The organism is Geopseudomonas sagittaria, from assembly GCF_900115715.1.
Lineage (GTDB): Bacteria > Pseudomonadota > Gammaproteobacteria > Pseudomonadales > Pseudomonadaceae > Geopseudomonas > Geopseudomonas sagittaria.
In genome coordinates this window covers 47,771-74,054 of the sequence record NZ_FOXM01000012.1, presented here as the reverse complement: position 1 = coordinate 74,054, position 26,284 = coordinate 47,771, and the positions used below count along the sequence as shown (strand labels likewise).

At 64.6% G+C, this 26,284-nt stretch carries 29 protein-coding genes and 1 pseudogene; 18 read left to right on the top strand and 12 right to left on the bottom strand.

All coding sequences use genetic code 11. From position 1 onward, the window contains the following. Positions 1-66 precede the first annotated feature (66 nt). The 7 genes from BM297_RS14885 (at position 67) to BM297_RS14865 (ending at position 8,866) form a co-directional block, all read left to right on the top strand. Positions 67-1,458, top strand: a complete 1,392-nt coding sequence (locus tag BM297_RS14885) for an adenylate/guanylate cyclase domain-containing protein (RefSeq protein WP_092432882.1) — start codon at positions 67-69, stop codon at positions 1,456-1,458. A gap of 29 nt (positions 1,459-1,487) precedes the next feature. Beyond that, complete coding sequence (locus tag BM297_RS14880; protein WP_092432880.1) at positions 1,488-2,219, top strand: 4'-phosphopantetheinyl transferase family protein; 732 nt, start codon at positions 1,488-1,490, stop codon at positions 2,217-2,219. Positions 2,220-2,613: 394 nt separating this feature from the next. Beyond that, entirely contained in the window at positions 2,614-2,787 is a 174-nt protein-coding gene (locus BM297_RS21880; protein ID WP_175526662.1) for a hypothetical protein, read from the top strand. 76 nt (positions 2,788-2,863) lie between these two features. Next, a complete protein-coding gene (locus BM297_RS14875; protein WP_092432877.1) occupies positions 2,864-5,719 on the top strand; it encodes a ribonucleoside-diphosphate reductase subunit alpha in 2,856 nt (951 codons plus the stop codon). 258 nt (positions 5,720-5,977) lie between these two features. Continuing rightward, positions 5,978-7,222: a ribonucleotide-diphosphate reductase subunit beta gene (locus BM297_RS14870; RefSeq protein ID WP_092432876.1), complete on the top strand. Its 1,245-nt coding sequence runs from the start codon at positions 5,978-5,980 to the stop codon at positions 7,220-7,222. 114 nt (positions 7,223-7,336) lie between these two features. Next, entirely contained in the window at positions 7,337-8,140 is an 804-nt protein-coding gene (locus BM297_RS21620) for a hypothetical protein (RefSeq protein ID WP_139231068.1), read from the top strand. A gap of 192 nt (positions 8,141-8,332) precedes the next feature. Then, complete coding sequence (locus BM297_RS14865) at positions 8,333-8,866, top strand: REP-associated tyrosine transposase (RefSeq protein ID WP_092432874.1); 534 nt, start codon at positions 8,333-8,335, stop codon at positions 8,864-8,866. A 162-nt stretch (positions 8,867-9,028) separates the two neighbouring features. On the opposite strand, the gene BM297_RS14860 is transcribed toward BM297_RS14865, so the two are convergent. After that, a complete protein-coding gene (locus tag BM297_RS14860) occupies positions 9,029-9,772 on the bottom strand; it encodes a class I SAM-dependent DNA methyltransferase (protein ID WP_175526665.1) in 744 nt (247 codons plus the stop codon). 188 nt (positions 9,773-9,960) lie between these two features. After that, the gene (locus BM297_RS14855) at positions 9,961-10,209 is read right to left on the bottom strand and encodes an FmdB family zinc ribbon protein (RefSeq protein WP_090313379.1); all 249 of its coding nucleotides are present in this window, start codon (positions 10,207-10,209) and stop codon (positions 9,961-9,963) included. A 239-nt stretch (positions 10,210-10,448) separates the two neighbouring features. Here BM297_RS14855 and eco point away from each other — a divergent pair, with 239 nt between their 5' ends. Next, on the top strand, positions 10,449-10,925 hold the full coding sequence (eco, locus tag BM297_RS14850; RefSeq protein WP_092432871.1) for a serine protease inhibitor ecotin: 477 nt from the start codon (positions 10,449-10,451) through the stop codon (positions 10,923-10,925). 183 nt (positions 10,926-11,108) lie between these two features. Here eco and BM297_RS14845 read toward each other — a convergent pair whose 3' ends face one another. Then, positions 11,109-11,696, bottom strand: a complete 588-nt coding sequence (locus BM297_RS14845; RefSeq protein ID WP_175526661.1) for a tetratricopeptide repeat protein — start codon at positions 11,694-11,696, stop codon at positions 11,109-11,111. A gap of 762 nt (positions 11,697-12,458) precedes the next feature. On the opposite strand from BM297_RS14845, the gene BM297_RS14840 reads away from it, so the two are divergent. Then, entirely contained in the window at positions 12,459-12,917 is a 459-nt protein-coding gene (locus BM297_RS14840) for an EVE domain-containing protein (protein WP_092432868.1), read from the top strand. A gap of 628 nt (positions 12,918-13,545) precedes the next feature. Here the strand turns inward: BM297_RS14840 and BM297_RS14835 are convergent. Both BM297_RS14835 and BM297_RS14830 read right to left on the bottom strand, forming a co-directional pair. Then, positions 13,546-13,641: pseudogene (locus BM297_RS14835) on the bottom strand (CAP domain-containing protein); the annotation flags it as partial. A 33-nt stretch (positions 13,642-13,674) separates the two neighbouring features. Then, on the bottom strand, positions 13,675-14,589 hold the full coding sequence (locus BM297_RS14830; protein WP_092432865.1) for a LysR family transcriptional regulator: 915 nt from the start codon (positions 14,587-14,589) through the stop codon (positions 13,675-13,677). Positions 14,590-14,708: 119 nt separating this feature from the next. On the opposite strand from BM297_RS14830, the gene BM297_RS14825 reads away from it, so the two are divergent. Next, a complete protein-coding gene (locus BM297_RS14825; RefSeq protein WP_092432862.1) occupies positions 14,709-15,542 on the top strand; it encodes an oxidoreductase in 834 nt (277 codons plus the stop codon). A gap of 53 nt (positions 15,543-15,595) precedes the next feature. Here the strand turns inward: BM297_RS14825 and BM297_RS14820 are convergent, their stop codons facing one another. Continuing rightward, positions 15,596-16,447, bottom strand: a complete 852-nt coding sequence (locus BM297_RS14820) for a CAP domain-containing protein (protein ID WP_092432859.1) — start codon at positions 16,445-16,447, stop codon at positions 15,596-15,598. A 204-nt stretch (positions 16,448-16,651) separates the two neighbouring features. Between BM297_RS14820 and BM297_RS14815 the strand changes: the two genes are divergently transcribed. The 3 genes from BM297_RS14815 to BM297_RS22380 all read left to right on the top strand — a co-directional run bounded on the left by BM297_RS14815 (position 16,652) and on the right by BM297_RS22380 (position 19,671). Next, positions 16,652-18,646 carry a peptidase U32 family protein gene (locus tag BM297_RS14815; protein WP_092432857.1) on the top strand — a complete coding sequence of 665 codons (1,995 nt, stop codon included), beginning with the start codon at positions 16,652-16,654 and terminating at the stop codon, positions 18,644-18,646. Positions 18,647-18,871: 225 nt separating this feature from the next. After that, entirely contained in the window at positions 18,872-19,252 is a 381-nt protein-coding gene (locus tag BM297_RS14810) for a hypothetical protein (protein ID WP_092432856.1), read from the top strand. Then, positions 19,183-19,671, top strand: coding sequence for a peptidylprolyl isomerase (locus BM297_RS22380; protein WP_281250251.1), 489 nt, complete (start codon positions 19,183-19,185; stop codon positions 19,669-19,671). Before BM297_RS14810 ends, BM297_RS22380 begins: the two co-directional genes overlap by 70 nt. A 94-nt stretch (positions 19,672-19,765) precedes the next feature. Here BM297_RS22380 and BM297_RS14800 read toward each other — a convergent pair whose 3' ends face one another. From BM297_RS14800 to BM297_RS14790, 3 genes are all read right to left on the bottom strand, one after another. Next, complete coding sequence (locus tag BM297_RS14800; RefSeq protein ID WP_092432854.1) at positions 19,766-20,047, bottom strand: cell division protein ZapA; 282 nt, start codon at positions 20,045-20,047, stop codon at positions 19,766-19,768. Next, entirely contained in the window at positions 20,044-20,271 is a 228-nt protein-coding gene (locus tag BM297_RS14795; RefSeq protein WP_092432851.1) for a hypothetical protein, read from the bottom strand. The genes BM297_RS14800 and BM297_RS14795 overlap by 4 nt, the downstream gene beginning before the upstream one ends. Positions 20,272-20,425: 154 nt before the next feature. Beyond that, on the bottom strand, positions 20,426-20,854 hold the full coding sequence (locus BM297_RS14790) for a universal stress protein (protein ID WP_092432848.1): 429 nt from the start codon (positions 20,852-20,854) through the stop codon (positions 20,426-20,428). A 248-nt stretch (positions 20,855-21,102) separates the two neighbouring features. Here BM297_RS14790 and BM297_RS14785 point away from each other — a divergent pair, with 248 nt between their 5' ends. Beyond that, entirely contained in the window at positions 21,103-21,801 is a 699-nt protein-coding gene (locus tag BM297_RS14785) for a YebC/PmpR family DNA-binding transcriptional regulator (protein WP_092432847.1), read from the top strand. A gap of 90 nt (positions 21,802-21,891) precedes the next feature. On the opposite strand, the gene BM297_RS14780 is transcribed toward BM297_RS14785, so the two are convergent. Next, positions 21,892-22,617, bottom strand: coding sequence for a DUF2076 domain-containing protein (locus BM297_RS14780; protein WP_092432845.1), 726 nt, complete (start codon positions 22,615-22,617; stop codon positions 21,892-21,894). A 315-nt stretch (positions 22,618-22,932) separates the two neighbouring features. Here BM297_RS14780 and BM297_RS14770 point away from each other — a divergent pair, with 315 nt between their 5' ends. From BM297_RS14770 to BM297_RS14755, 4 genes are all read left to right on the top strand, one after another. Then, a complete protein-coding gene (locus BM297_RS14770; protein WP_092432843.1) occupies positions 22,933-23,274 on the top strand; it encodes a zinc ribbon domain-containing protein YjdM in 342 nt (113 codons plus the stop codon). Between the two features lie 125 nt (positions 23,275-23,399). Continuing rightward, on the top strand, positions 23,400-24,413 hold the full coding sequence (locus BM297_RS14765) for a patatin-like phospholipase family protein (RefSeq protein ID WP_092432838.1): 1,014 nt from the start codon (positions 23,400-23,402) through the stop codon (positions 24,411-24,413). Positions 24,414-24,503: 90 nt separating this feature from the next. Then, the gene (locus BM297_RS14760) at positions 24,504-24,896 is read left to right on the top strand and encodes a DUF3597 domain-containing protein (RefSeq protein ID WP_092432834.1); all 393 of its coding nucleotides are present in this window, start codon (positions 24,504-24,506) and stop codon (positions 24,894-24,896) included. A gap of 27 nt (positions 24,897-24,923) precedes the next feature. Then, on the top strand, positions 24,924-25,361 hold the full coding sequence (locus BM297_RS14755) for a GNAT family N-acetyltransferase (RefSeq protein ID WP_092432833.1): 438 nt from the start codon (positions 24,924-24,926) through the stop codon (positions 25,359-25,361). A gap of 109 nt (positions 25,362-25,470) precedes the next feature. Here the strand turns inward: BM297_RS14755 and BM297_RS14750 are convergent, their stop codons facing one another. Then, positions 25,471-25,830: a hypothetical protein gene (locus tag BM297_RS14750; RefSeq protein WP_092432831.1), complete on the bottom strand. Its 360-nt coding sequence runs from the start codon at positions 25,828-25,830 to the stop codon at positions 25,471-25,473. Between the two features lie 8 nt (positions 25,831-25,838). Next, entirely contained in the window at positions 25,839-26,282 is a 444-nt protein-coding gene (locus BM297_RS14745; protein ID WP_092432830.1) for a roadblock/LC7 domain-containing protein, read from the bottom strand. Positions 26,283-26,284: the final 2 nt, after the last annotated feature.

Below are 26,284 nucleotides of genomic sequence, written 5' to 3'. Positions count from 1 at the left end.
CGTGGCTTGTCCAGCCTGTAGCACCCAGCAGAGGTGCCGGCACCTGTCAGGGAAGTCCCCGACCAGATGAAATTCTTGACCCGCGAGCGTTCGGCCATGCGACTGCCGGACCCTCGTTTGCGCGAATACCAGTCCCGTACCCTGGCCTACCTGGCCGCTGCCGCCAGCATCGCCGCCGGCACCTACAGCCAACACTTCGGCTACGACATCCTCTGGCTGGTGCCCTACACCCTGCTCTACCCGCACCTGGCCCACCACCTGAGCCAACGCTTCAAGCTCAGCCATCCGCAGCAGACCGATCGGGCCCTGCTGCTGATCGACGCCGTGCATGCCGGCGTCGGCATGATCCTGCTCGGCCTCTCGCTGGTGCCGAGCCTGATGTTCGTCCTGACCCTGAGCTTCAGCGCGCTGATCCTCGGCGGCCTGCGCTCGCTCACCCTCGCCCTGCTCGGCAGCCTGATCGGTGCGGTGCTCAGCTTCGTGGCGATCGACCCTGCACTCAAGCTGGCCACCCCGGCGCTGGTCTCCGCAGTGAGCATCCTGTTCACCCTCCTCTATCTGTGCATCGCCGCCTTCCTCGTTCACCAGCAGGCCATCCGCCTGGACGTGGCCCGCGAGGAGGTCAAGAAGGAGCAGGAAAAGGCCGCACGCCTGGCCAGCAGCCTGGCCAAGTACCTGTCGCCGCAGGTCTGGGAATCGATCTTCAGCGGCAAGAAGAGCGTGCGCCTGGAAACCCAGCGCAAGAAGCTCACGGTGTTCTTCTCCGACATCAAGGGCTTCACCGAACTGTCCGAGGAACTGGAAGCCGAGGCGCTGACCGACGTCCTCAACACCTACCTCAACGAGATGTCGAAGATCGCCCTCAAGTACGGCGGCACCATCGACAAGTTCATCGGCGACGCGGTGATGATCTTCTTCGGCGACCCCACCACCCAGGGCGCCAAGAAGGACGCCGTGGCCGCGGTGTCCATGGCCATCGCCATGCGCAAGCACATGAAGGTCCTGCGCCAGCAGTGGCGCAGCCAGGGCATCACCAAGCCGCTGGAAATCCGCATGGGCATCAATACCGGCTACTGCACCGTGGGCAACTTCGGCGCCGACACGCGCATGGACTACACCATCATCGGCCGCGAGGTGAACCTCGCCAGCCGCCTGGAAAGCGCCTCCGAATCCGGCGAGATCCTCATCTCCCACGAGACCTACTCGATGATCAAGGACGTGATCATGTGCCGCGACAAGGGCCAGATCAGCGTCAAGGGCTTCTCCCGTCCGGTACAGATCTACCAGGTGGTCGACTTCCGCCGCGACCTCGGCGCCGCCGCCAGCTTCCTCGAGCACGAGCTGCCGGGCTTCTCCATGTACATGGACACCAACAGCATCCAGAACTACGACAAGGAGCGGGTCATCCTCGCCCTGCAGCAGGCCGCCGAGAAGCTGCGCGACAAGGTCATCTACTGATCCACGCCGCGCTGCGCCATACTGCCCGCATGTCCGCGCCGACCCCCACCCTGCCCGCCTGCTGCAGCGCCCTCCAGACCGACTGGCCGCTGCCGCAGGCGCTGCCCGGCCTGATCCTGCACAGCTGCCGTTTCGATCCCGCGCAGCTCGCCACCGACGATTTCGCCCGCAGTCGGCTGACGCCGCCACCCGGCATCGCCACCGCCGCCGCCAAGCGGCAGAGCGAGTTCCTCGCCGGGCGCCTGTGCGCCGCCAGCGCCCTGCGCCAGCTCAGCGGCACCGCCAGCTTCCCGCCCCGTGGCGAAGACAACGCCCCCTGCTGGCCTGCCGGCAGCACCGGCAGCATCACCCACAGCCACGGCTGGGCCGCCGCCCTGGTCGGCCCCAGCGACGCCTGGCGCGGCCTGGGCCTGGATGCCGAAACCCTGCTGAGCGCCGAGCGCGCCGCACGCCTCGCCGAACAGATCCTCACTCCCGCCGAGCTGCAGCACTTCCGCCAGCTGCCCGGCGACCAGCGCGCGCCCTACCTGACCCTGTGCTTCTCGCTCAAGGAGAGCCTGTTCAAGGCGCTCTACCCGCTGGTCCAGCGGCGCTTCTACTTCCACGCCGCCGCGCTGGTCGAACAGGCCGGCAACGGCCGGGTACGCCTGCAACTGCGCGAGGATCTGAGCGCCGAATGGCGCCTCGGCCGCTGCCTGGAGGGCCAGTTCGCCCTCCACGAGGAACGCCTGCTGAGCCTGGTGGCGATCCCCGTCGACTGACCCGCCTCGCACACTCGGCGCGTTTTTCCAAGCCTGCCAAGGCACAAGATATTGTGTTAGTTTGCGCGCCCTTCGACGCCCCGAGCGCCGCGCAAAGTGGCTCCGCACAGGCGACGAATGGCATAGACGCAGCAAGACTGCAGCTAGCATCAGGGCCAGCAAGGAAGCCCACAAGCCACCCACACCTTACCCACAGCGTTATCCACAGAAGGTCATTTGCATATGGGCCGCAAGCGCACTATCTTGTAGCCAATTCGCAGGGACCCACTAGATATTGGGTTTTGTGACGACAACCACATTGTATCGGCCTAGCCGGTCACAGGTCCCGCCAGGGCCGCCAGGGTGGTTGTCCGCCAACGCTTTTCCGCACGTCGCCGCCCCGCGCGCGGCGTGCATGCCCACCGATGCAGGCATCGGCCAGGGACGTTTGGAGGTGGCATGCCAGATGCATGCCCACCACCACATATTGTGTTTGGTCAACACGCTGCAATCGCACCTGTTGATCATGGGCCATACCGGCGCCTGCTACGTGCCGCCCGCCCTGTTCCGCTTCACCCGTGCGCGCTGACGCGTGACGGGCGCTCTTTTCGAACGGCGGGCACCCCAGGTGCTCAAACTGAACATACGAAATCGTGGAGACTCCGATGCATACCGACACCACCCGCGAGAACCCGACGGCCAGCCAGGATCTGGCGGCCACCGCCCCCGGCCAGCTGCGCGTGATCAAGCGCAACGGTACCGTCGTGCCCTACACCGACGACAAGATCACCGTGGCCATCACCAAGGCGTTCCTCGCCGTGGAAGGCGGCAACGCCGCCGCCTCGTCGCGCATCCACGACACCGTCGCGCGCCTGACCGAGCAGGTCACCGCCACCTTCAAGCGTCGCATGCCCTCCGGTGGCACCATCCACATCGAGGAAATCCAGGACCAGGTCGAACTGTCCCTGATGCGCGCCGGCGAGCAGAAGGTCGCCCGCGACTACGTGATCTACCGCGAAGCCCGCGCCCAGGAGCGCAAGCGCAGCGCCGGCAGCGAAGTGGCCCAGCCGCACCCGAGCATCCGCATCAGCCTGGCCAACGGCGAGAAGATCCCGCTCGACCTCGGCCGCCTGCAGACCATCATCGCCGAGGCCTGCGAAGGCCTGGCCGAAGTGGACGGCGCGCTGATCCAGCGCGAGACCCTGAAGAACCTCTACGACGGCGTCTCCGAGCAGGACGTCAACACCGCCCTGGTGATGACCGCGCGCACCCTGGTCGAGCGCGAGCCGAACTACTCCTACGTCACCGCCCGCCTGCTGATGGACACCCTGCGCGCCGAAGCGCTGGGCTTCCTCGGCGTCGCCGAGCGCGCCACCCACCACGAGATGGCCGAGCTGTACGCCAAGGCCCTGCCGGTGTACATCGACAAGGGCATCGAGTTCGAACTGCTTGATCCCAAGCTGCGCGACTACGACCTGGCCAAGCTGGGCGCCGCGCTGGATCACGAGCGCGACCAGCAGTTCACCTACCTCGGCCTGCAGACCCTGTACGACCGCTACTTCATCCACAAGAACGACATCCGCTTCGAACTGCCGCAGGTGTTCTTCATGCGCGTGGCCATGGGCCTGGCCATCGAAGAAAAGGATCGCGAAGCCCGCGCCATCGAGTTCTACAACCTGCTGTCCAGCTTCGACTACATGGCGTCGACCCCGACCCTGTTCAACGCCGGCACCCTGCGCCCGCAGCTGTCCAGCTGCTACCTGACCACCGTGCCGGACGACCTGGGCGGCATCTACGACGCCATCCGCGACAACGCCCTGTTGTCCAAGTTTGCCGGCGGTCTGGGCAACGACTGGACTCCGGTGCGCGCGCTGGGCTCCTACATCAAGGGCACCAACGGCAAGAGCCAGGGCGTCGTGCCCTTCCTCAAGGTGGTCAACGACACCGCCGTCGCGGTCAACCAGGGCGGCAAGCGCAAGGGCGCGGTCTGCGCCTACCTGGAAACCTGGCACCTGGACATCGAGGAATTCCTCGAGCTGCGCAAGAACACCGGTGACGACCGTCGCCGCACCCACGACATGAACACCGCGAACTGGATTCCCGACCTGTTCATGAAGCGCGTGTTCGACGACGGCCAGTGGACCCTGTTCTCGCCGTCCGACGTCCCCGACCTGCACGACCTGACCGGCAAGGCCTTCGAAGAGCGCTACGAGTACTACGAAGCCATGGCCGGCTACGGCAAGCTCAAGCTGCACAAGACCATCGCCGCCAAGGACCTGTGGCGCAAGATGCTGTCCATGCTGTTCGAGACCGGCCACCCGTGGCTGACCTTCAAGGACCCGTGCAACCTGCGCAGCCCGCAGCAGCACGTCGGCGTCGTGCACAGCTCCAACCTGTGCACCGAGATCACCCTGAACACCAACAAGGACGAGATCGCCGTCTGCAACCTGGGCTCGGTCAACCTGGTCAACCACATCGTCGACGGCAAGCTGGACAGCTCCAAGCTGGCCCGCACCGTGAAGACCGCCGTGCGCATGCTCGATAACGTCATCGACATCAACTACTACTCGGTGCCGCAGGCGCAGAACGCCAACTTCAAGCACCGTCCGGTCGGCCTCGGCATCATGGGCTTCCAGGATGCGCTGTACCTGCAGCACATCGCCTACGGCTCCGACGCTGCCGTGGCCTTCGCCGACCAGTCGATGGAAGCCATCAGCTACTACGCGATCCAGGCCTCCTGCGACCTGGCCGACGAGCGCGGCGCCTACTCCAGCTTCGACGGCTCGCTGTGGTCCAAGGGCATCCTGCCGCTGGACTCCCAGCAGATCCTCATCGAGGCCCGCGGCCAGAAGTACATCGACGTCGACCTGAGCGAGTCGCTGGACTGGGCGCCGCTGCGTGCCCGTGTGCAGAAAGGCATCCGCAACTCGAACATCATGGCCATCGCGCCGACCGCGACCATCTCCAACATCGTTGGCGTGTCGCAGTCGATCGAGCCGACCTACCAGAACCTGTACGTGAAGTCGAACCTGTCCGGCGAGTTCACCGTGATCAACCCCTACCTGGTCCACGACCTCAAGGCCCGCGGCCTGTGGGACCCGGTGATGGTCAACGACCTCAAGTACTACGACGGCTCCGTGCAGCAGATCGAGCGTATTCCGCAGGACCTCAAGGACCTGTACGCCACCGCCTTCGAAGTGGAGACCCGCTGGATCGTCGAGGCCGCCAGCCGCCGCCAGAAGTGGATCGACCAGGCCCAGTCGCTCAACCTGTACATCGCCGGCGCCTCGGGCAAGAAGCTCGACGTGACCTACCGCATGGCCTGGTACCGCGGTCTGAAGACCACCTACTACCTCCGCGCCCTGGCCGCGACCAGCACCGAGAAGTCGACCATCAACACCGGCAAGCTCAACGCCGTGTCCTCGGTGATCGACGAAAGCCTCTCGGCTGCCGAGCCCAAGCCGGCTCCGGTCCCGCAAGCCTGCAGCATCGACAACCCGGACTGCGAAGCCTGCCAGTAAGGCGCGAACCCTCCCCTCTCCCGCCCGCGGGAGAGGGGCCGGGGGAGAGGGCACAGCCCGCTCGCGTTCAAGTAGTGATTACTCCTCCTCGCCTCTGCGGCGAGGGCCAGGGAGAGGGGTCAACCAGGCCAGGCCCTCCCCAGACCAACGGCCCCGTTTTTCGTCTTGCGCACACGCCGCAACGTCATAGAATCAATTTACTGTCTATCCATACAGGCCGATCAGCGTCGGCCCGCTCAACCAGGCAGGAGAAGCATCATGCTGAGCTGGGATGAATTCGATACCGAAGAAGAAACCGTAGCCAAGCCGGCCGCGGCCAAGGCTGCCGCCAACGCCGCCCCGGACAAGCTCGACAACGCCGCCGAGGCCGCCGTGCACGACGCCCGCGCCGTGTCCGCCGACGACTCCGCCGCCGTGGCCCGCGCCAAGGCCGCCCTCGACCAGCTCGACATCGCCGAAGGCCTGGCCGAGCTGGAAGGCGAAGGCGCCCGCGTCACCGTCGACGCCAAGCGCATGATCAACTGCCGCGCCGACCTCAACCAGCTCGTGCCGTTCAAGTACGACTGGGCCTGGCAGAAGTACCTCGACGGCTGCGCCAACCACTGGATGCCGCAAGAGGTCAACATGAACGCGGACATCGCCCTGTGGAAGAGCCAGGACGGCCTGACCGAGGACGAGCGCCGCATCGTCATGCGCAACCTCGGCTTCTTCTCCACCGCCGACTCGCTGGTCGCCAACAACCTGGCGCTGGCCGTGTACCGCCTGATCACCAACCCCGAGTGCCGCCAGTACATCCTGCGCCAGGCCTTCGAGGAAGCGATCCACACCCACGCCTACCAGTACTGCATCGAGTCGCTGGGCATGGATGAAGGCGAAATCTTCAACATGTACCACGAGGTGCCGTCGGTGGCGAAGAAAGCCGCCTGGGGCCTCAAGTACACCCGCGCCATCTCCGATCCCGAGTTCGACACCGGCACCGTCGAGACCGACAAGGAGCTGCTGCGCAACCTGATCGCCTACTACTGCGTGCTGGAAGGCATCTTCTTCTACTGCGGCTTCACCCAGATCCTCTCCATGGGCCGCCGCAACAAGATGACCGGCGTCGCCGAGCAGTTCCAATACATCCTGCGCGACGAATCCATGCATCTGAACTTCGGCATCGACGTGATCAACCAGATCAAGATCGAAAACCCGCACCTGTGGGATGCCGAACTGAAGGACGAAGCCACCCAGATGATCCTGCAGGGCACCCAGCTCGAGATCGAATACGCGCGCGACACCATGCCGCGCGGCGTGCTGGGCATGAACGCGGCGATGATGGAGGACTACCTCAAGTTCATCGCCAACCGCCGCCTGACCCAGATCGGCCTGAAGGAAGAATACCCGGGCACCACCAACCCGTTCCCGTGGATGTCGGAAATCATGGACCTGAAGAAGGAGAAGAACTTCTTCGAGACCCGTGTGACCGAGTATCAGACGGGTGGGGCGCTGGCCTGGGATTGATTCCGGCCTGGACCACAAAGAAGCAATGCGCTTAGCCCGAGACTCTATTTAGGCTAAGCGCAGAAGGACTAAAGCCCCGCCGTGCGCGGGGCTTTATGCAAAGGGAACAAGATAATGCCAGCATTTGTAGAACACAAATTTGAAAAAGCCTTTCTTCTAACAGAAGAAAACCTCAGAAAAATTCACGAATTAGTTCGTACTCGCCTCGAAAAACTGTCGCCCCCACAAAACCCAGAATACAGAGTATATCGAGGAGACTCCTACTCATATACAACAGAAAATATCCAGGACGTTTTAAATGAAGACAACGACGACTGGAGATCAATCACAAGGCTTGAGGTACTCTGCCAAAAAATAGAATCATTCGAACTCAGGCTTGAGTTCTCAAAAAGCGGCGTCGAGCTACTAATCTCAGGCGACGATAGAGATAGCGTGTTTTTACTATTCAGCGACCTTCGTGAATACATGCAAAACGAGGTTTTACTAAAAAGAAAAGCGGCTAGCAATGGCTCACTAATTATATTTATGGTCGCCATCCTAGCAATACTTTCATTCACCATATACAGCTCAACCAACGCAAGCCTAGCAAACAACCCAGAAGAGATTAGCCAGGCATTAACCTCAAGCAGCGAACTGGACAAGCTTGACTTCCTGATAAATGATAGAGCCAGCTCAAGCCCTTCCCTAAAGCGCTCCGGCGGCTTGATAGCAATAATCGCACTAGTGATAATCTCTCTATCCGGAGTCACCGATAAAATAATAGACCTAGCGTTCCCTAAAAACCTTTTCCTCTTTGGAAAAAGAAAAATCTCATTCGAAAGAAACTCGAAATTACTAAACAACATTCTTTGGGTTGTTATTGTAGGATTCCTAGTAAGCATGATAGCCGGCTTAATCCTCTGGAAGATAACAACCTAAGTTGATCGTTCCCACGCTCTGCGTGGGAACGCATCTCTTGACGCTCCGCGTCCACCTGAAGCCCTGCATACACCCCAACCCCGTAGCGACGCAGAGCGTCACGGGCTAGGCTCCCACGCAGAGCGTGGGAGCCATCAGTCAGCCAAGGAGGCATCCCCGCGCAACCCGCCAACCGATTCACGGACGAATCCCATGGGCCGCAGCCGCTACGTCATTACCGTTCCTACGCAACCGCACTTCCTCACCTATACGGTGATGGAGTGGCTACCGCTGTTCAGCCGCCCCGCACTGGTCGACATTTTGCTCGACTGCTGGCGTTATCAGCAGGCTCGTCAGGGACTCAGGCTGTACGGCTACGTGGTGATGGAAAACCACCTCCACTACCTGGCACAGGCACCCGATCTGGCCCGATGCGTCAGCAGCTTCAAGTCCTACAGCGCCCGCCGGATGCTCGATCACCTGGAGCAATGCGGCGCGGAGTCGGCCCTGCAGCGGCTGCGCTTCAGCAAGCGGGCGCACAAACAAGACCGGGAATTCCAGCTCTGGCAGGAAGGCAGCCATGCCGAGCTGGTCTGCAGTGAGGACGTCATGCGCCAGAAACTGGATTACATCCACCAGAATCCGGTGCGGCGCGGTTATGTGGATCAGCCCGAGCACTGGCGCTACTCCAGTGCTCGGGACTATCAGGGACAGCCTGGACTGATCGGTATCGACCGCTGGATCTGAGCTGACGCGGAGCGTCGAGGGATGCGTTCCCACGCAGGAGTGTGGGAACGATCAGTGTGAGGCGGGATTCGGCGCGATCTACCCTGGAGCTGAGCTGACGCAGAGCGTCGGGGGATGCATTCCCACGCAGGAGCGTGGGAACGATCAGGCGCCTGGAAGGGCTCAGCGCTTCACACAGGCAAACAGGGCATTCCCGGAGGTTCCGTTCCAGGGAATCAGCTTCTCGTAATCATGCTCGAGCACATGCACCTCGAAGTACGGTTGCAGCAGCGTCTGCAACTCGTCGAAGCTCACCGCGACCATCGGGTGCTCGTCGTGCCACACCTGAGTCTCGCCCGCCACGCTGCGCTCGATACACAGCTTGAGCGACTGCTGCTCGCCCTGGCCGGGGTAGTTCCAGCCGGAGCTGAAGCTGAACAGGCCGTCCGCGTGCCGTGCGGTGTGGCTCACGAATGAAGCGTTGTCGATCCTGCCCTTGTCGACCGCGTTGAAGCAGAACAGCCCGTTGCTGGCCAGTGCGCGATGCGCGGTGGCGATGCAGGCCTGCAGCCGGTCGAGTCCGCCGCTGTAATGGATCGAGTAGAGGAAGCAGGTGATCAGATCCTGCGGCTCGTCCGCCGTGAAGGCGCACATGTCCTGGCGGGAGAAGTGCGCCTCCGGGCAACGCACCGCGGCGCGGTCCAGCATCGGCTGGTTGATGTCGAGGCCACTGCTCGCATAGCCAGCGTCGATGCAGTGGCGGACATGCGGCCCGGTTCCGCAGGCCAGATCGAGATGCCGGCGCCCGCCATTGCCGAACAACTGCTGCAATCGGTGAGCGCAGTGGCTTTGCGCCAGGTAGTCGATATCGGCGCACATCAGGTCGTAATAACCGGACAAGTCGTTATAGAGGATATTGCCGGACATGATGGCCTGATGTTCCAAGCGGAGCGTGGGGGCGCGCATCATAGCCCAACCCGGGCATGGGGACATTGGAAGCACGCCCGGCGGCCAGAGAGCGGCGAAGCAGGCGGAGTCCTGAAGATCTTCGCTGGAAGATCGCTGCGCGGATCTTCCACCCTACGGAATAGGCCCGGCGAGCTACGGCGACCTGTTCAGACGCAATTGCCGGCGCAGCCGCCGCGGGCGCAGGCCGGGGCTTCGGGGTTCTTCAGGGCGCGGCTGTTGACCACGGCGGAGGTGCCGAGCAGTTTGGTCACCGGGGCGTCGTCGGGGATCGCCGGGTCTTCGGCCAGGGTGCAGGCGGCGCGCAGTTCGCCCCAGGTCTTCGGGCTCAGGGCCATCGGATGGTGAACTTCGTACACCTGGCCGTTGGCTTCGCAGCGGTAGTCGTAGGTCGGCATGGTGGTTCCTCTCGCGGTGGTTGCGGGTGCCGACGATAATCTACCGTTTCCAGCCGAATCGGAAAGGGGGCAGAGCGCACGCCTGGTGCCGTCCTGACGTGCAGGGACGGCCCGCGCACCGAATGCGACTGCTTGCCAACGCCCGGAACTTGCCCTATCCACAATGGTCTCTGCTGCCTCGCCGACAAGGCGGCATACCCCAACGGACGGCCCACAAGGCCTCTCAGCAAGGATTCCCCATGAAGCATCGCAAACTCCCCCTTATCGCCCTCGCCTGCACCCTGCCCCTCGCGGCCTGCGCCGCCACGCCCGAGGCGCTCAAGCCCTATCCGGCGGCGGCCGCAGGCTTCCAGCGCCATGTGATCGACCTGCCGGCCCGGCCGAACGAGGCCGACCACAAGGTTGAGCTGATCGCCGGCAAGACCATGGAGGTGGACTGCAACCTGCGCCGCCTGGGTGGGCAGTGGCAGGAGAAAACCGTGGAAGGCTGGGGCTATGGCTACTACCAACTGGAGAAGGTTGGCCCGGCGATCAGCACCCTGATGGCCTGCCCCGACAGCAGCCGCAAACAGGCCTTCGTGCCGGTGGGCGGCGAGCCCATGCTGGTGCGCTACAACAGCAAGCTGCCGCTGGTGATCTACGCTCCGGCCGACGTGGAGGTGCGCTACCGCATCTGGTCGGCCGCGGAAAACAGCAGTCCCGCCCCGCAGCAGTAAGCGCCTGCGAGTCCTGCCCGTTCCCAGGCGTTGCCGGGTACGGGTGGGATCTGGCCTGCGAGGTCATTTGAAGCACCTCGGTGGAAAATCGCTGTGCGAGTTTTCAACCCCACGCCAGTCGGGATGACGGGGGGTAGTCCTCAGTGAAGACTGGAGCTTAACTTCAAGTAGGCATGCTGGTACCTATTTAAGCTTGGCAAGTTCCTTTGCCGCTCTTGGGTCAGAAGATCTTCGGAACCAGTATTTCGCCAATTCGATATCTACGGGTATCCCCTCACCCTTCAGGTATGACCATCCTAGCCAGTACAGCGCATTTTTATTCCCATTCAGCGCGGCCTTGTTGTACCAGTAAAAGGCAGTTGCGTATTTAGGCGTCTTGAGTACTTCCCCCCTACCGTAGGCGTGGGCCAACAGCAGTTGCGCCTCCGTACTGCCTCGCTCGGCGGCTCTTTGCATCCAGTAGACGTATTGTTTGCCGTCTGTAAGTCGATAGAATTCGGCCAGAGCCATCTGCGCCTGGATATGCCCCCTGTCGGCGGCTTGTTCAAGCCAATGGACCGCCTTGGCACTTGATCTTTCGGAGCCATTACGTCCTTCCAGGTAGTCGAGCCCCCGTTGATACATACTCTCGGACTCGGCTTGCTCGATCTTCGCGGCCAGCAGTGCGTCGGCATGCAGTTCAGACTCTTTATTGAGGCCGTTGCAGCCGCTCAGAAATACCAGACACGTGCAAGTAAGTGCTGCGCCGATAACTTTTGAATAGTGTTTCATTGTCATCCTCTGGCCGTTTCAGGCATCCGCGGGATGCACTCAGCAGCCGCTTCCCGCAACAGGCTAGTCCAAAGTCCTGCCCTTGTGCGTTGCTGCCGTGTTACCAGCTCAACGCTGGGTATCGAGAGCGGTAGGTTGCCAGGGAGGATCGCCGCACTTGCGGCCAGCCCCTCCAGAAGCCCTTGGCAAAGCTGTCAGTCGCACCCGCTACGCTGACGTAGCGTTTACCGTCCAGCATGTTGCGGCGGATCGCACCGGCCCCGCGGGATTGGGTGGGCGATGAGGGCGCGGCCAAACGGGGGTTGGGGGGGAGAATGAAGCCGACCGGCGGATGACGTTGGGTGGACTACGGCGCAGCCTTGTCCACCGGTCGCACCTGGAGGTGCAGGGCAGAAAACCGCTGCGGGGTACTTCCACCCTGGGGGGAGGAACCCTGGCGGCAGGACTCCCTGTCGCCACGGATGCTGGTCTCACCCCTGTTTCAGGGCCACCAGCGCGAAGCCGCAGACGATGCCGGCCAGAGCGATCAGCCAGCCGATCCGGTAGCCACGGTTCTTGTTCGCCTGGCGAACGGGGTCCACGGGTTTCTTCTTTCTCACAAGTCCACCTGCCTCTCGCTGAAAACAAGGCGCATGAGCCGGCAACCGGCCTGCGCGAGGCCGTCTTTGTAGGGGGGATGAGCCTGCTTGTCCAGCCCGGCGAGGCGCATATCCGCCCGGCTGCATTATGATTGCCCGCCTCCCTCCGCACAGGATCGCCCCCATGGCCAAATGGCTGGTGAAAACCGAACCCGCCGAATGCGGCATCGACGACTTCGCCAAGGCTCCGCAAACGCCGATCCGCTGGGACGGGGTGCGCAACTACCAGGCACGCAACTTCCTCAAGGCGATGGCCGAGGGCGACGAGGTGTTCGTCTACCACGCGAGCTGCAAGGACATCGGCATCGCCGGCGTGGTGCGGGTGGCGCGCACGGCCTATACCGACCCGACCCAGTTCGATCCCGAGTCGCCCTACTTCGACGCCAAGAGTTCGTCGGACAAGCCGCGCTGGCAGGCGGTGGACATGGTCTTCGAGCGCAAGCTGGCGCGGCTGATTTCCCTGGACCGGCTCAAGACCCTGCCCGGCCTGGACAACCTGCCGCTGGTGCAGCGCGGCAGCCGGCTGTCGGTGATGCCGGTCGGCGAGGAGGAGTGGCGGATCATTCTGGGCGAGCGGCAGTAGGCGGGACGGCTCCGCTTCCCGGCAGAAGCGCGGGCACGCTCGGAAAGCCAGAAAGCACAAGGGGGAGCCATTGGCTCCCCCTTCGAATAGGTCATGCTTTGTTCTTGTTGTGCTGACGGGTTTGTTGTTGTTTTTGGCAACCCGCCCGGACCAGAGTCCGGTAGTAGTCCCAAGTCGGGACCAGAAGAACAAACGTATTCCTTTGGACGCTGATATTGCCACCACCCTTGCGGGTCCAACCGGTTCTGGAGCTGCCTCGGGGCAGTTTTGTTGTTCTCGGTCCGGTCGAGGGAGAACCCCATCGGGCAACTCCTCTCCAAAAGAATCTGCTTGCTACGCCCCCACCCTGTTGTTTTTGTTGTGTTGGAGTCGTTACGTCTTGTTTTTGTTGTGTTGGTTCAGCGTTATTGTTCTTGTTGTTCGAATGCTAAAGCAGGTGCCGTGCCAACTTTTGAAAATCCTTTAAATTCAATGACTTAGACATTTTCACCATGACGGAGCGAGCGGAAAAAACCGGGAATCCGTTACCCGCGACCCCAGCCGGCGTTACGCCGCAGCGAAGCGGTAACACCTCCCGCCACCGCAGCCCCAACCCGTTACCCGGGTGAGCGGCTGCGGCGGGCCCGCTTCACGGCGCCCCGAACAGCGCCGTCCAGTAGATCCCCGCATCGCTCTTCGGGTCGGCCGCGTAGGCCGCGCCCAGCTCGCGAAATTGCGGATTGATCTTGCCCAACGCTCTTGAGCACCGCTCGAGCAGTTAGCCAGGCCTCGAGCCACCAGCTTCCAGGGCGGTACGAGCAAACTCGACGAAAGCGCGGAGGGCAGCCGGTACATGGCGACGGCTGGGGTAGTAGAGGAAAAGGCCCGGGTAGTCTGGGCACCAGTCCGCCAGCACCTGGATCAAGCGACCGTCGGCCAGCGACTCTCTGACCATCGCCTCAAATACATAGGCGAGCCCGACACCCTGCTCCGCCGGTGCGACCATCAGGCCAACGTCGCTCAGGGTGAGCGGGCCGTCCACCTCGACCTCCAGCTTGATGCCGCCTCGCTCGAGCTCCCACTGGTAGAGGCTGCCACTGGGAAAGCGATGCCTGATGCATGGCAGCCCCTGCAGGTCCTGAGGTGTCTGCGGTACGGGGTATCTCTCGAACAGCGCCGGCGCGCCTACCACCACCGAGCGCATGCGAGGGCCGATGGGCAGCGACACCATGTCCATCTCCAGGCGGTCGCCGAAGCGCACGCCGGCGTCGAAGCCGGCGGCCACCACGTCCACCAGTGCATCGTCCGAGACGATCTCCAGACGCACGTCCGGATAGGCGGCGAGGAAGCGACTCGCCAGCGGCAGCAGCAACAGTTGGACAGCCGGACGGCCGGCATTGATGCGCAGCGTGCCCGAAGGCTTGTCGCGGAAGCTGTTGAGGTCTTCCAGAGCATCGTAGATGTCGCGAAATGCCGGCTTGACTCGCACATAGAGATGTTCGCCCGCCTCGGTGAGGGCCACGCTGCGGGTGGTGCGGTTGAATAGGCGCACGCCCAGGCGCTCTTCTAGTCCACGCAGCGCATGGCTGAGGGCCGACGGTGACAGGCCGAGCTCGACCGCCGCGCGGCTGAAGCTGAGGTGCTGCGCGATAGCGAGGAAGATTGCCAGATCGGCGGCGGAGACGGGTTTCATTTGTGATTCCAGCTCAAAAGCCCATGCCATTCTTTTGGGATTATCACATGAGTAATCCAGCCCTAGAGTTACATCAACGGCCTCGCAAGCGGCGGGACCGAAGACACGAGGATTCAAACATGCGCACTTGGCTGATTACCGGGGCTTCGCGTGGTTTCGGCGCCCTGATCGCGGAACAGGCCCTGCAAGCCGGCGATGCCGTCATCGCCACCGCCCGCAAGCCCGCCGACGTGATCGCCCGGCTGGGCGACCATCCCAACCTGCTGGCCGTCCGGCTGGACGTGACCCAGGAGAGCGAGGCCCATCAGGCCGTCGCCGCGGGCGTGGAGCGCTTCGGCCGCATCGACGTGCTGCTCAACAACGCCGGTTACGGCGTACTGGGCGCGGTGGAGGAAACCAGCGCAGGTGAGGTCGAACGGCTGTATGCCACCAACGTTTTCGGTCTGCTCAATGTGACCCGCGCCGTGCTACCGCACATGCGCCAGCAGCGTTCCGGCCACGTCATCAACATCTCGTCTCTGGGCGGCTACCAGGCCTATATGGGCTGGGGCGTGTACGGCTCCACCAAGTTCGCGGTGGAGGGCATCACCGAAGCCCTGCAGCAGGAGGTCGCGCCGCTTGGCATCAGCGTCACGGTGGTCGAGCCTGGCTTCTTCCGTACTGACTTCCTTGACGAGCAGTCGCTGGTTAAGACCGCTCTGGAGCTGCCGGACTACGAGGAAACCGTCGGCGCCATGCGGCGCTTCGCCCACTCGGCCAACCACGCCCAGCCTGGGGATCCAGCCAAGCTAGCGGTTGCCATCCTCGCCCTGGCAGATGCTGAGCAGCCACCGCTGCGCCTGCCGCTGGGCAGTGACGCAGTAGCACGGATCGAGGAAAAGAATGCGCAGGTCGCCGCCGAGCTGGCCGTCTGGAAGGCACTATCGCGGTCCACTGATTACTCTGGCGAGTAGCCCTGGCATCCCTGGTGGAAAACCGCTGCGCGGTTTTCCACCATTCCCCCAGATCACGGCGCCCCGAACAGCGCCGTCCAGTAGATCCCCGCATCGCTCTTCGGGTCGGCCGCGTAGGCCGCGCCCAGCTCGCGGAATTGCGGGTTCATCAGGTTGGCGCAGTGGCCGGGGCTGGCCAGCCAGCCGTCGACCACCTTGCGCGCGCTGTCCTGCGCGGCGGCGATGTTCTCGCCGATCTGCCCGCCGCTGTAGCCGGCCAGCTCCGCCCGGTCGCCCGGGGTGCGGCCGTCGCGGTCCCGGTGGTCGAAGAAGTTGCCGTTGGCCATGGCCCGACTGTGCGTCTCGGCCACCGTCCCCAGCACGGCGTTCCAGGCCAGCGGCGCCGCCGCGGCGAAGGCCTGGCCGCCGCACTGGCGCGCCTGCGCGCGGGCGGCATTGATCCCCTCGAGCAGCTTCTGCCCTTCCGCCTGCCAGTCGCCCATGCGCCCGGCCAGCAGCGGTCGCGCCAGCACGATGCGCCAGTCGCGCCCCGCGCGACTGACACCGATATCGACGAACTGCGGGTCCAGCAATACCTGGCAGTAGTTCGCCTGCAGCGTGGTCATGGCCGCCTGCGCGTCGCGCGGGCCGGACAGGCTGATCGCCTGGGCGCTGACCATCTGGTAGTCCGTGCGGGTCAGCGCCTGCCGCAAGTCCCCGACCGCGCCGGCCGGCAGGATCAGCCGCGGATCGGCCGCCAGCGGCGGCAGCTCGCCCAGCGCCTGGCCGGTGCAGCGCTGCACCTGGCTGCGGTAGCCGTTGATCGACTCCAGCAACTGCGTCTCTTCGCTCGCCCCGGCAGCGGCGGCAAACACCCAACCCAGCGACAGCGCGGCAAACCGCGCCATGAATGAAGCGCTACGCATGGCAACCTCCTTGATCTGACTGCGCCCATGATGCGCGATTGCAGGGCTTTTGCGCACACCCGGCAGCCGCCGGTACGATCGGACAAGGCTGCGCCACCGCCCGCCCCACACAAGGCCGGCGCCCCCGCGCGTCACGCGGATGCTCCAAATGCGTTGCGGGCGGCTAAAATGGCCGCCTGTTTCGTACCGGTCATGAGCCCGCCCATGTCATTACCCAAGCACCACCTGGAACTGCTGAGCCCCGCGCGGGATGTGTCGATCGCCAAGGAGGCCATTCTGCATGGCGCCGATGCCGTGTATATCGGCGGCCCCAGCTTCGGTGCGCGGCACAACGCCGGCAACAGCGTGGCGGAGATTGCCAGCCTGGTGGAATTTGCCCACCTGTTCCACGCCAAGGTGTTCGTCACCATCAACACCATCCTGCATGACGACGAGCTGGAGCCCGCCCGGCAGCTGATCTGGCAGCTCTACGAGGCCGGCGCCGATGCGCTGATCGTGCAGGACATGGGCATCCTCGAGATGGACATTCCGCCGATCGAGCTGCATGCCAGTACCCAGACCGATATCCGCACCCTGGAAAAGGCCAGATTCCTCTCCGACGCCGGCTTTTCCCAGCTGGTGCTGGCGCGCGAACTCAACCTGCAGGAGATCCGCGCGATCAGCGCGCAGGTCGACGCGACCATCGAGTTCTTCATCCACGGCGCGCTGTGCGTGGCGTTTTCCGGACAGTGCAACATCTCCCATGCGCAGACCGGGCGCAGCGCCAACCGCGGCGACTGCTCGCAGGCCTGCCGCCTGCCGTACACCCTGAAGGACGATCAGGGCCGCGTGGTCGCCTACGACAAGCACCTGCTGTCGATGAAGGACAACAACCAGACCGACAACCTGCGGGCGCTGGTGGATGCCGGCGCGCGCTCGTTCAAGATCGAAGGCCGCTACAAGGATGTGAGCTACGTGAAGAACATCACCGCGCACTACCGCCAGCAGCTGGACCAGATCCTCACCGAGCGTCCCGAGCTGGCCCGCGCCTCCAGCGGCTTCACCGAGCACTTCTTCGTGCCCAACACGGAAAAGACCTTCCACCGCGGCAGCACCGACTACTTCGTCAGCGAGCGCAAGATCGACATCGGCGCCTTCGAGTCGCCGAAGTTCATCGGCCTGCCGGTGGGCGAGATCATCAAGGTCGGCAAGCACGACTTCACCGCCAACACCAGCGAACCGCTCAGCAACGGCGATGGCCTGAACGTGCTGGTCAAGCGCGAGGTGGTGGGTTTTCGCGCCAACACGGTCGAGCCGCTCGGCCAGTTCGAGGAGGACGGCCAGCCCCGCTGGCAGTACCGCATCGTGCCCAACGAGATGCCGGCGGAGCTGAAGCAGCTGCGCCCGCAGCACGTGCTGAACCGTAACCTCGACCACAACTGGCAGCAGGCGCTGCTGAAGACTTCCGCCGAGCGCCGCGTGGCGGTCAGCTGGCAGGCCCGGCTGAGCGCGCAGCAGCTCACCCTCAGCGTGACCAGCGAGGAAGGGATCAGCGCCTCGGCCAGCCTGGCCGGGCCGTTCGGGCTGGCGAAAAACCCCGAGCAGGCCCACGAGCAGCTGCGCGATACCCTGAGCAAGCTGGGCACCACCATCTACCATGCGCAAGACGTGCAGATCGACGCGCCGCAGGCCTTTTTCGTGCCCAACTCGCAGCTCAAGGCCCTGCGCCGCGAGGCCATCGAGGCGCTGACCGCCGCGCGCATCGCCGCCCACCCGCGCGGCGCTCGCAAGCCGGTCAGCGTGCCGCCTCCGGTGTATCCGGAGTCGCACCTGACCTTCCTGGCCAACGTGTACAACGAGAAGGCCCGCGCCTTCTATCACCGCTTCGGCGTGCAGCTGATCGATGCGGCCTACGAGGCCCACGAGGAAAGCGGCGAAGTGCCGGTGATGATCACCAAGCACTGCCTGCGTTTCTCCTTCAACCTGTGCCCCAAGCAGGCCAAGGGCGTCACCGGCGTGCGCACCAAGGTCGCGCCGATGCAGCTGGTGCATCAGGACGAGGTGCTGACCCTGACCTTCGACTGCAAGCCGTGCGAGATGCACATCATCGGCAAGATGAAAGGCCACATCCTCAACCTGCCGCAACCCGGCAGCGCCGAGAGCATCGTCGGTCACATCAGCCCCGAGGATCTGCTGAAGACCATCAAGAGCAGGCACTGAGGCCAGCTCGCCTGCCCCGCCCTGCCGCAGGCGGGACAGGCGCCGTTCACCGTGTTCAAGGCGCCATGCCAGCGAGGATTCTCCAGGGGAAACTCTTGCGCAGGGTAGAAACGCTCAGGGCCTCGCCGGCCAGGCCCGCCTGGCGGCAAGCCGCCCGCCAGCGCTTCCGTGCATAAAATCGGCCAATCGCCTAAGATATCGGCAATCTCACCAAGAAAAGATGCCATGCCCTCCGAAGAAATCGCTCACGACCCCAAGAACGCCCTCAAGCACCAAGTGAGCGATGGCTGCGCCTGCGCCATGTGCGGCGCCACTGACCGCCCCCTCGCCTTTCATGTTCTCGAACGCGCCTATCCGAAGGACGACACCCCGGCCAAGGGCTTCCTGGTCATGTCCATGACGGTCGACGCCCTGCGCGGGGTATTCCCGCTCTGCGACCAGTGCGCACCGGCCTGCTCGCTGTGCCGCCTGCCGGTCGAGACCGACCAGGTCCGCGCCTTCAAGCGCTCCGTGGGCGCCGACAACGGCAAGGGCGTATGCCCGCAGCACAAGGGTATCGGCGGGCGCCTCAAGGCGATCATCAAGCGCACCCTCAGCATCGGCTGAGTCCCGGCCTGCCACTCCCGAGACACCGCCAGCCAGTAGCGGGCGCCGCGGCCAGAGGTCAGCGCCCCCTCCCGGCGCTTGAATCGTCCGCGGATTCCGGTAGGCTCAGGAGCTTCTTTGAAAGGAGTATCCCCATGGCCAAAAAAGCCACCGCCCGTCACATCCTGGTCGCCAGCGAAGCCAAGTGCCTGGAGCTGAAAGCCGCCATCGAAGCCGGTGCCGACTTCGCCCAGGTTGCCAAGGAAAATTCGACCTGCCCGTCCAGCCGCCAGGGTGGCGACCTCGGCTCGTTCGGCCCGGGCCAGATGGTCAAGGAATTCGACACCGTGGTGTTCAGCGCCCCGATCAATGTCGTGCAGGGCCCGGTGAAGACCCAGTTCGGCTACCACCTGCTGGAAGTCACCAGCCGCCAGGACTGATGGCGCGCGCCCCAGGGCGCCGCACATAAAAAAGAGGGGCTGCCACTGGCAGCCCCTCTTTTCGTTTGCCCCGCAAGGCCCGGCAGGACGAAGCCTAGACCCGCAACTGCCGGCTGATCAGCTCCACGCTGGCGGCCAGGCGCTCCTGCACGGCGCGCAGTTGCTCGCCCTGCTCGAGCAGCGGAACACACAGATTCAGCGCGGTGAGCACCAGCAGTTCCTGGCTGCCCGCAGCCGGGAAGCGCTGCTGGTTCTCGTTGACGCGCTGCTGCAGCAAGGCCGCGGCCTGTTGCAGCACGGCCTCTTCGCTGGCGGAGGCGCGGACCGAGTAATCGCGCCCGAGGATCTTCAGGACACGGACGCCAGTCTCCTTCATGCGGCGCTACTGACACCGGCACGCTGCACCAGCGCCTGCAGGCGGGCCAGGGTGGCGCTCTGCTGTTCTTCCTGCTCGAGGGCGGCCATCTGCAGGCTGTCGTTCTCGTCACGGGCCTGACGCAGCTGTTGCTCGAGCTGTGCGCAGTTGGCGGCCAGGGTCTGGTTCTGTTGCAGCAGCTCGGCTACCAGGCTTTCCAGTTGCGCGAGGGTTGTTTCTAGCATGGTAATTGTCCGGAGTTCGTGAAAGATGGCGGAAGGATAAAGAAAAGCAGGCGCCCCTACAACCGCGCTACCCGCAGCGTTGGTATTGACGCCAATCCGCACCGGCCGCGACGGCCCCACGCGGCGGCGCAGGAGCCATCGGGGCTTGCCGCGACTACTTGACCAGCGTTACCGGCACCGCCACCTCATGCACCACCTGGGTGGCAACCGAGCCCAGCACCAGGTTCTTGAGGCTGCCCATGCCGCGGGTGCCCATGACCACGGCATCGCAGGCGTATTCCTTGACCACGCGAGCGATCTCCGGCGCCACCATGCCCGTCGCCACATGGGTTTCATGGCTGACATTGGCGGCGCCGAGCAGGGCCGTCGCTTCGGCATTGATCTCGGCGGCGTGCTGCAGGGCACCGGCATGCAGCTGATCCAGCAAATCCGGGGTCACGTATTCGCCATAGAGCACCGGCTCGGTCTGGACATTCAGCACATGCACCTTGATCTGCGCAAAGTCCTTGGATAAATCGATCAGATACTGGATGGCACGTTTGGCACTTGCCGAACCGTCGAAGGGAATCAATACCGTATGCATGACGACTCCTGAACCGTGCAAGGAATGAGTCATTAACTGTAACCAGTCTGTGCGTCGCTGCCAGCCTTTTCGTGCCGGCTGGGCCCTGCCCAGGCGCTCGCCTGGCCGCGCCGGCGCACGTGCCGCAGACCGCCTGCCGATTCCGCCGGCGGAAAATTTTGCTTGTCCGACCACACCCGCGAGCCGCTAGAATCGCCCTCCCGTTCCCGGGCCGGCCCGGGACTCAACCGTCACAGCGGAGAACCGATATGGGCGCCCAGTGGAAAGCCAAACCGAAAGAAGCCGCCGCCAACGCCAGGGGCAAGATCTTCGGCAAGCTGGTGAAGGAAATCATGATTGCCGCGCGCAACGGCGCCGACCCGGACATGAACCCCAAGCTGCGTCTGGCCGTACACCAGGCCAAGAAGGCGTCGATGCCCAAGGAGACCCTGGAGCGCGCGATCAAGAAGGGCGCTGGGTTGTCCGGTGAGATCGTCCACTACGAGCGCACCCTGTACGAAGGCTTCGCCCCGCATCAGGTGCCGGTGATCGTCGAGTGCCTGACCGACAACGTGAACCGCACCGTGGCGGAAATCCGCGTGCTGTTCCGCAAGGGCCAGATGGGCACCTCCGGCTCGGTGAGCTGGGACTTCGACCACTTGGGCATGATCGAAGCGACACCGGAAGGCGACGCCGATCCGGAACTGGCCGCCATCGAGGCCGGCGCCCAGGACTTCGAGCCGGCCGAGGAAGGCGCCACCCTGTTCTATACCGACCCGACCGACCTGGACGCGGTGTGCAAGGCGCTGCCGGAATTCGGCTTCACCGTGCAATCGGCCCAGCTCGGCTACAAGGCGAAGAACCCGGTCAGCCTGTCGGGCAGCGACCTCGAGGAAGTCGAAGCCTTCCTCGAAGCCCTCGACAACCACGACGACGTGCAGAACGTCTACGTCGGCCTCGCCGGCTGAGTTCCCCCTCCGGCCGACACCACACCGTAGATCGCCGCGGGCACGGTGTCGGCCAAGGTCAGACGGTCAGACGGTCAGACGGTCAGACGGTCAGACGAAGTCTTCGTCATCGCCACCGAAGAAGCCGCCTTCATCGCCGCCACCGAAGAAGCCGTTGTCGGCATAGTTCTCTTCCGCGGCGACCGGCTCTTCCATCGCAGCGGGCTGTTCTGCCGGCTCGGCGGGCGCCTGCTCGGCGACCTTCTCCGCTTCGTCACCCTGGAACATGTCCATCAGCATATTGCCCAGCACCATGCCGCCGGCCACGCCGGCAGCGGTCTGCAGCGCGCCGGAGAGGAAGCCGCCGCCCTGCTGGGGTTGGGCGCCGCGCTGGCCGAAACCCGGCTGCTGACCGAAACGTGCCGGCTGGCCGAAGCTGTTGCGGTTGCCGGCCGCCGGTTCTTGCCAGCCCGACTTCGCCGGCTGCGCGGCCACCGAAGCACTGGCGGGCTGCTGCGCCTGCGGCTGCGACTGGCTGCGACCGCCGCCGAACAGGCTGGACAGGAAGCCGCCGCTGCTCTGCTGCGGGGCGCTGCTCTGGCTGCGCTTGAGCGTTTCGATCTGCGCTTCCAGCTCCTTGACGCGGCCATCCAGCTGCTGGATGGCATTTTCCTGCACGACGATGGCCTGAGCCATGTAGTAGGGCGCCGCCGGCTGGCGGGCGAGGTGCTCGTTGATCAGCGCTTCGGCCTCGGCCTCGCGCGGCGCGGCCTGGCTTTCGGCGTCGCGCAGGCGGGAAAACAGGCCATCGATCAAACTCTTCTCTTCAGCGTGCATGCTTGTCTCTATTCCGTGGATTACCGCAAGGATGGCCATCTTCGGAACCCGCCTGGGCAATGTCAAAATCCAGCTATTGCAAGAGTTGTCCTGCCACCACCGGCTGGCTGGCGAACACCCTGGCGGCCCACTGCCCGGGCCTTGCCGTGCATTCGCCACATGACCAAAGGTCATGCGCCTGGGCGCCTCCCAGCCTGGCGAACCGTCCGTCGCCGAGGCGGCCATTCGCGATCTTCCGCCGCAAGGTGTTACTCGGAAGCGGCAAAACCTCATATAATCTCCGGCTTTCTTCCTGCCAGAACATGAGGATCATTCATGAGCACTCTGCCGCCCTGCCCCAAATGCGGTTCCGAATACACCTACGAAGATGGCCCGTCGCTGATCTGCCCGGAGTGCGCCCATGAGTGGTCCGCCCTCGCTGCCGAGACGCCGACCGAAGGCGACAAGGTGATCCGCGACTCGGTCGGCAACGTCCTGCAGGATGGCGACACCGTTTCCGTGATCAAGGACCTCAAGGTCAAGGGCTCGTCGCTGGTGGTCAAGGTCGGCACCAAGGTCAAGGGCATCCGCCTGTGCGACGGCGACCATGACATCGACTGCAAGATCGACGGCATCGGCGCGATGAAGCTGAAGTCCGAGTTCGTCAAGAAGGTCTGAGCCCGAGCGCTCCCGCCACCGCGGCGGGAGCGCGACGCGCAGACCGGCGCCGCTGACACACGCGTGACACTGGAATGGGTTTTGCTGGGCTAACGCCATTCCCGGTCCAACCGCAGGGTCACGCCATGTTCCTTCGCGCGCGCAAGTCGCCGCCCATCAACCTCGCCCTGCAGGGCGGCGGTGCGCATGGGGCCTTTACCTGGGGCGTGCTGGATGCCCTGCTCGAGGACGGCCGAGTCGACTTCGAGGGCATCAGCGGCACCAGCGCTGGAGCGATGAACGCCGTGGTGCTCGCCCATGGCCTGCTGCAGGGCGGCCGCGAAGGGGCGCGCCAGGCACTGGCGCGCTTCTGGGAGGCGGTGGCGCACAGCGCGCCGCTGATCAGCGCGGGCGCCGACATCGAGAGCGGCAGCCTGTCGCCCAGCGCCAAGATGATGCTGTACTGGATCCAGCAACTGTCGCCGCAGCAGTTCAACCCGCTCGACATCAATCCGCTGCGCGACATCGTCAGCACGCAGATCGACTTCGAACGCCTGCGCGCCAGTCCGCTGCGCCTGTTCATCGCCGCCACCAACGCCAACAGCGGCCGGCTGCGCCTGTTCCGCACCGCCGAGCTGAGCGTGGCGAGCGTGCTGGCCTCGGCCTGCCTGCCCAGCCTGCACCACGCCATCGAGATCGACGGCGAGCCCTACTGGGATGGCGCTTTCGCCGCCAACCCGGCGATCTTCCCGCTGCTCTACGACTGCAGCAGTGCCGACATCCTGCTGGTGCTGCTCAGCCCGCCGGTGCAGGGGGCGACCCCGCACAGTCCCGAGGAGATCCGCCGCCGCTCGCAGGACCTGGCGTTCCAGTCCACCTTCCTGCGCGAGATGCGCAGCATCGCCCGCGCCCGGGAGTTCGTCGGGCGCTCGCTGCTGCCGCTCGGGCGCCTGGAGCGCCGCCTGATGCGGACCAACCTCCACCTGATCGCCATGGGCGAGCTGACCCGGCGGCTGGCCAGCGAGTCCAAGCTGACCACCAGCCTGCCCTTCCTGGAGATGCTGCGCGACCAGGGCCGGGCGTGCACCCGCGACTGGCTCGCCGCCCACCACCAGGATCTCGGCCGGCGCTCGACGGTGAATATCGGCGACCTGTTCTGATTTTCGTCGCCCGGCACGCGCCCTCGGGCGGCAACGCCTGCCGTGTGCGGCTATCCTCCCTTGCGCCACTCACTCGATAGAGGAATTCCCATGGGACTGTTCAGCAAGATCCTGGCCAAGCTCGGCTTCGGCGAAGAGGCGCAGGCCGCGCCGGTGGAGCCATCAAGCCCGCCGACCGCCACGCCCGCCACCCCGACGCCGGCAGCACCCGCGGGCATGGCCCTGGTCGACGTGGTCGCCAAACTGGAAGGGCTGGCCGCCGCCAATCCGGAAAAGCTCAACTGGAAAGTCTCGATCGTCGACCTGCTCAAGCTGCTCGGCATGGACAGCAGCCTGACCGCCCGCAAGGAGCTCGCCAGCGAGCTGGGCTGCCCGCCGGAGAAGATGGCGGACTCGGCGCAGATGAACATGTGGCTGCACAAGACCGTGCTGCAGAAACTGGCGGACAACGGCGGCAACGTGCCGGCCGAGCTGCTCGACTGAACCCCAGCGCTAGGCGCGATCAGCCGCATGCACGAAACACGCGACATCCACTGCGAGCTGCTCGCGCCGCTGCTGCAGCCCCTGCTGGGCAAGTTCTACCGCGCCCATCGCTCGCCGATGCGTGCTCCCAGCGGAGCGCAGACCTGGGTGGCGCGGCGGCAGGAAATCCTCGCCGCCCTCAACCTGACCCCGCTGGACCACGGCCACTGGCTGACCGGCCTGCTGGTGGCGCCCACCGCACGCAGCCAGGGCCTGGCCAGCCAGCTGATCGAACATGCCCTGGCGCGAACCGCGGGGCCGGTGTGGCTGTTCTGCCACCCGGACCTGGTCGGCTTCTATCGACGCCTGGGCTTCGAACCGGCCACCCAGCTGCCGCCAGCGCTGGCCGAGCGCCTGGCGCGCTACCAGCGCAGCAAGGCCTTGCTGGCCCTGGCCCGCGGATCAGGCGCCCACGGCGAGGCGTGATGCGCGCAGCCGCCAGCCGGGAGAGGGACACAACAGGGCAGGAAGGCAATCGGGAGGGCGCGAGAAGCGCAAACCTGCCGCCCGCAGCCGGACAGCAGGTCGGGGGACTTCAGACTTCCAGGGCGTCGCCGACATCCACCAGCTTGCGGCGGGCCAGGGCGAGGTTGGCCTTGGTCTTGTCCAGCACGTAGTAGGCGAACAGGTCGCTGGACTTGGCCAGCGGGCGGATCAGGTGGTACTGCTTGCCGAGGGTGATCAGGATGTCCTCGATGGCGTCGTCCAGACCGAGCATCTGGATGGTCTTGACCTTGCTGCGCATCACCTCGGTGTTGCCGCCAGCGGCCAGCTCCAGGTCGATGCCGCCGCCCGCCGAGCCCAGCAGCATGCCGGTGCCGTAGTCGACCACGGCGCAGGCCAGGGCGCCGTCGACGGTCATGAGTTGATCCAGGCTGTCTTTGATAGCTGTCATTGCTTTACTCACAGGTTGCTGGCCGGGCGGTCGCCCAGCGCGTTCAGGGATTCGCTCAGCCGCTTGGCGGCATGCTTGACGGCCCACTGGGCATAGCCGTAGTTGGTTTCCTCATCCGTCACCACCAGGAGGACCATGGGGGTGACGCTGTTGGGGATCTGCCGGCACAACACCAGCCCCTGCGCGGCCTCGATCACCGTGCCCTCCAGCCCCGACAGGGCCAGTTCCTGGACGATGCGCAGGCTGAGCGCACTCAGCGCCGCGCCCATCGCGGTGATGCGCCGGCTGTCCTGCGCCTCCAGATTGAGGCTGGCCAGCGGGAAGCCGTCGCTCGAAGCGACGATGGCCACGCGCACGCCCTGGGTGGTGGCCGCCAGTTCGGCCAACTGCTGCTGGCAGAGGCTCTTCAGTTGCGGCTGCTTGGCTTCGGTTGCGTCAACGGGGAGGCTCATAG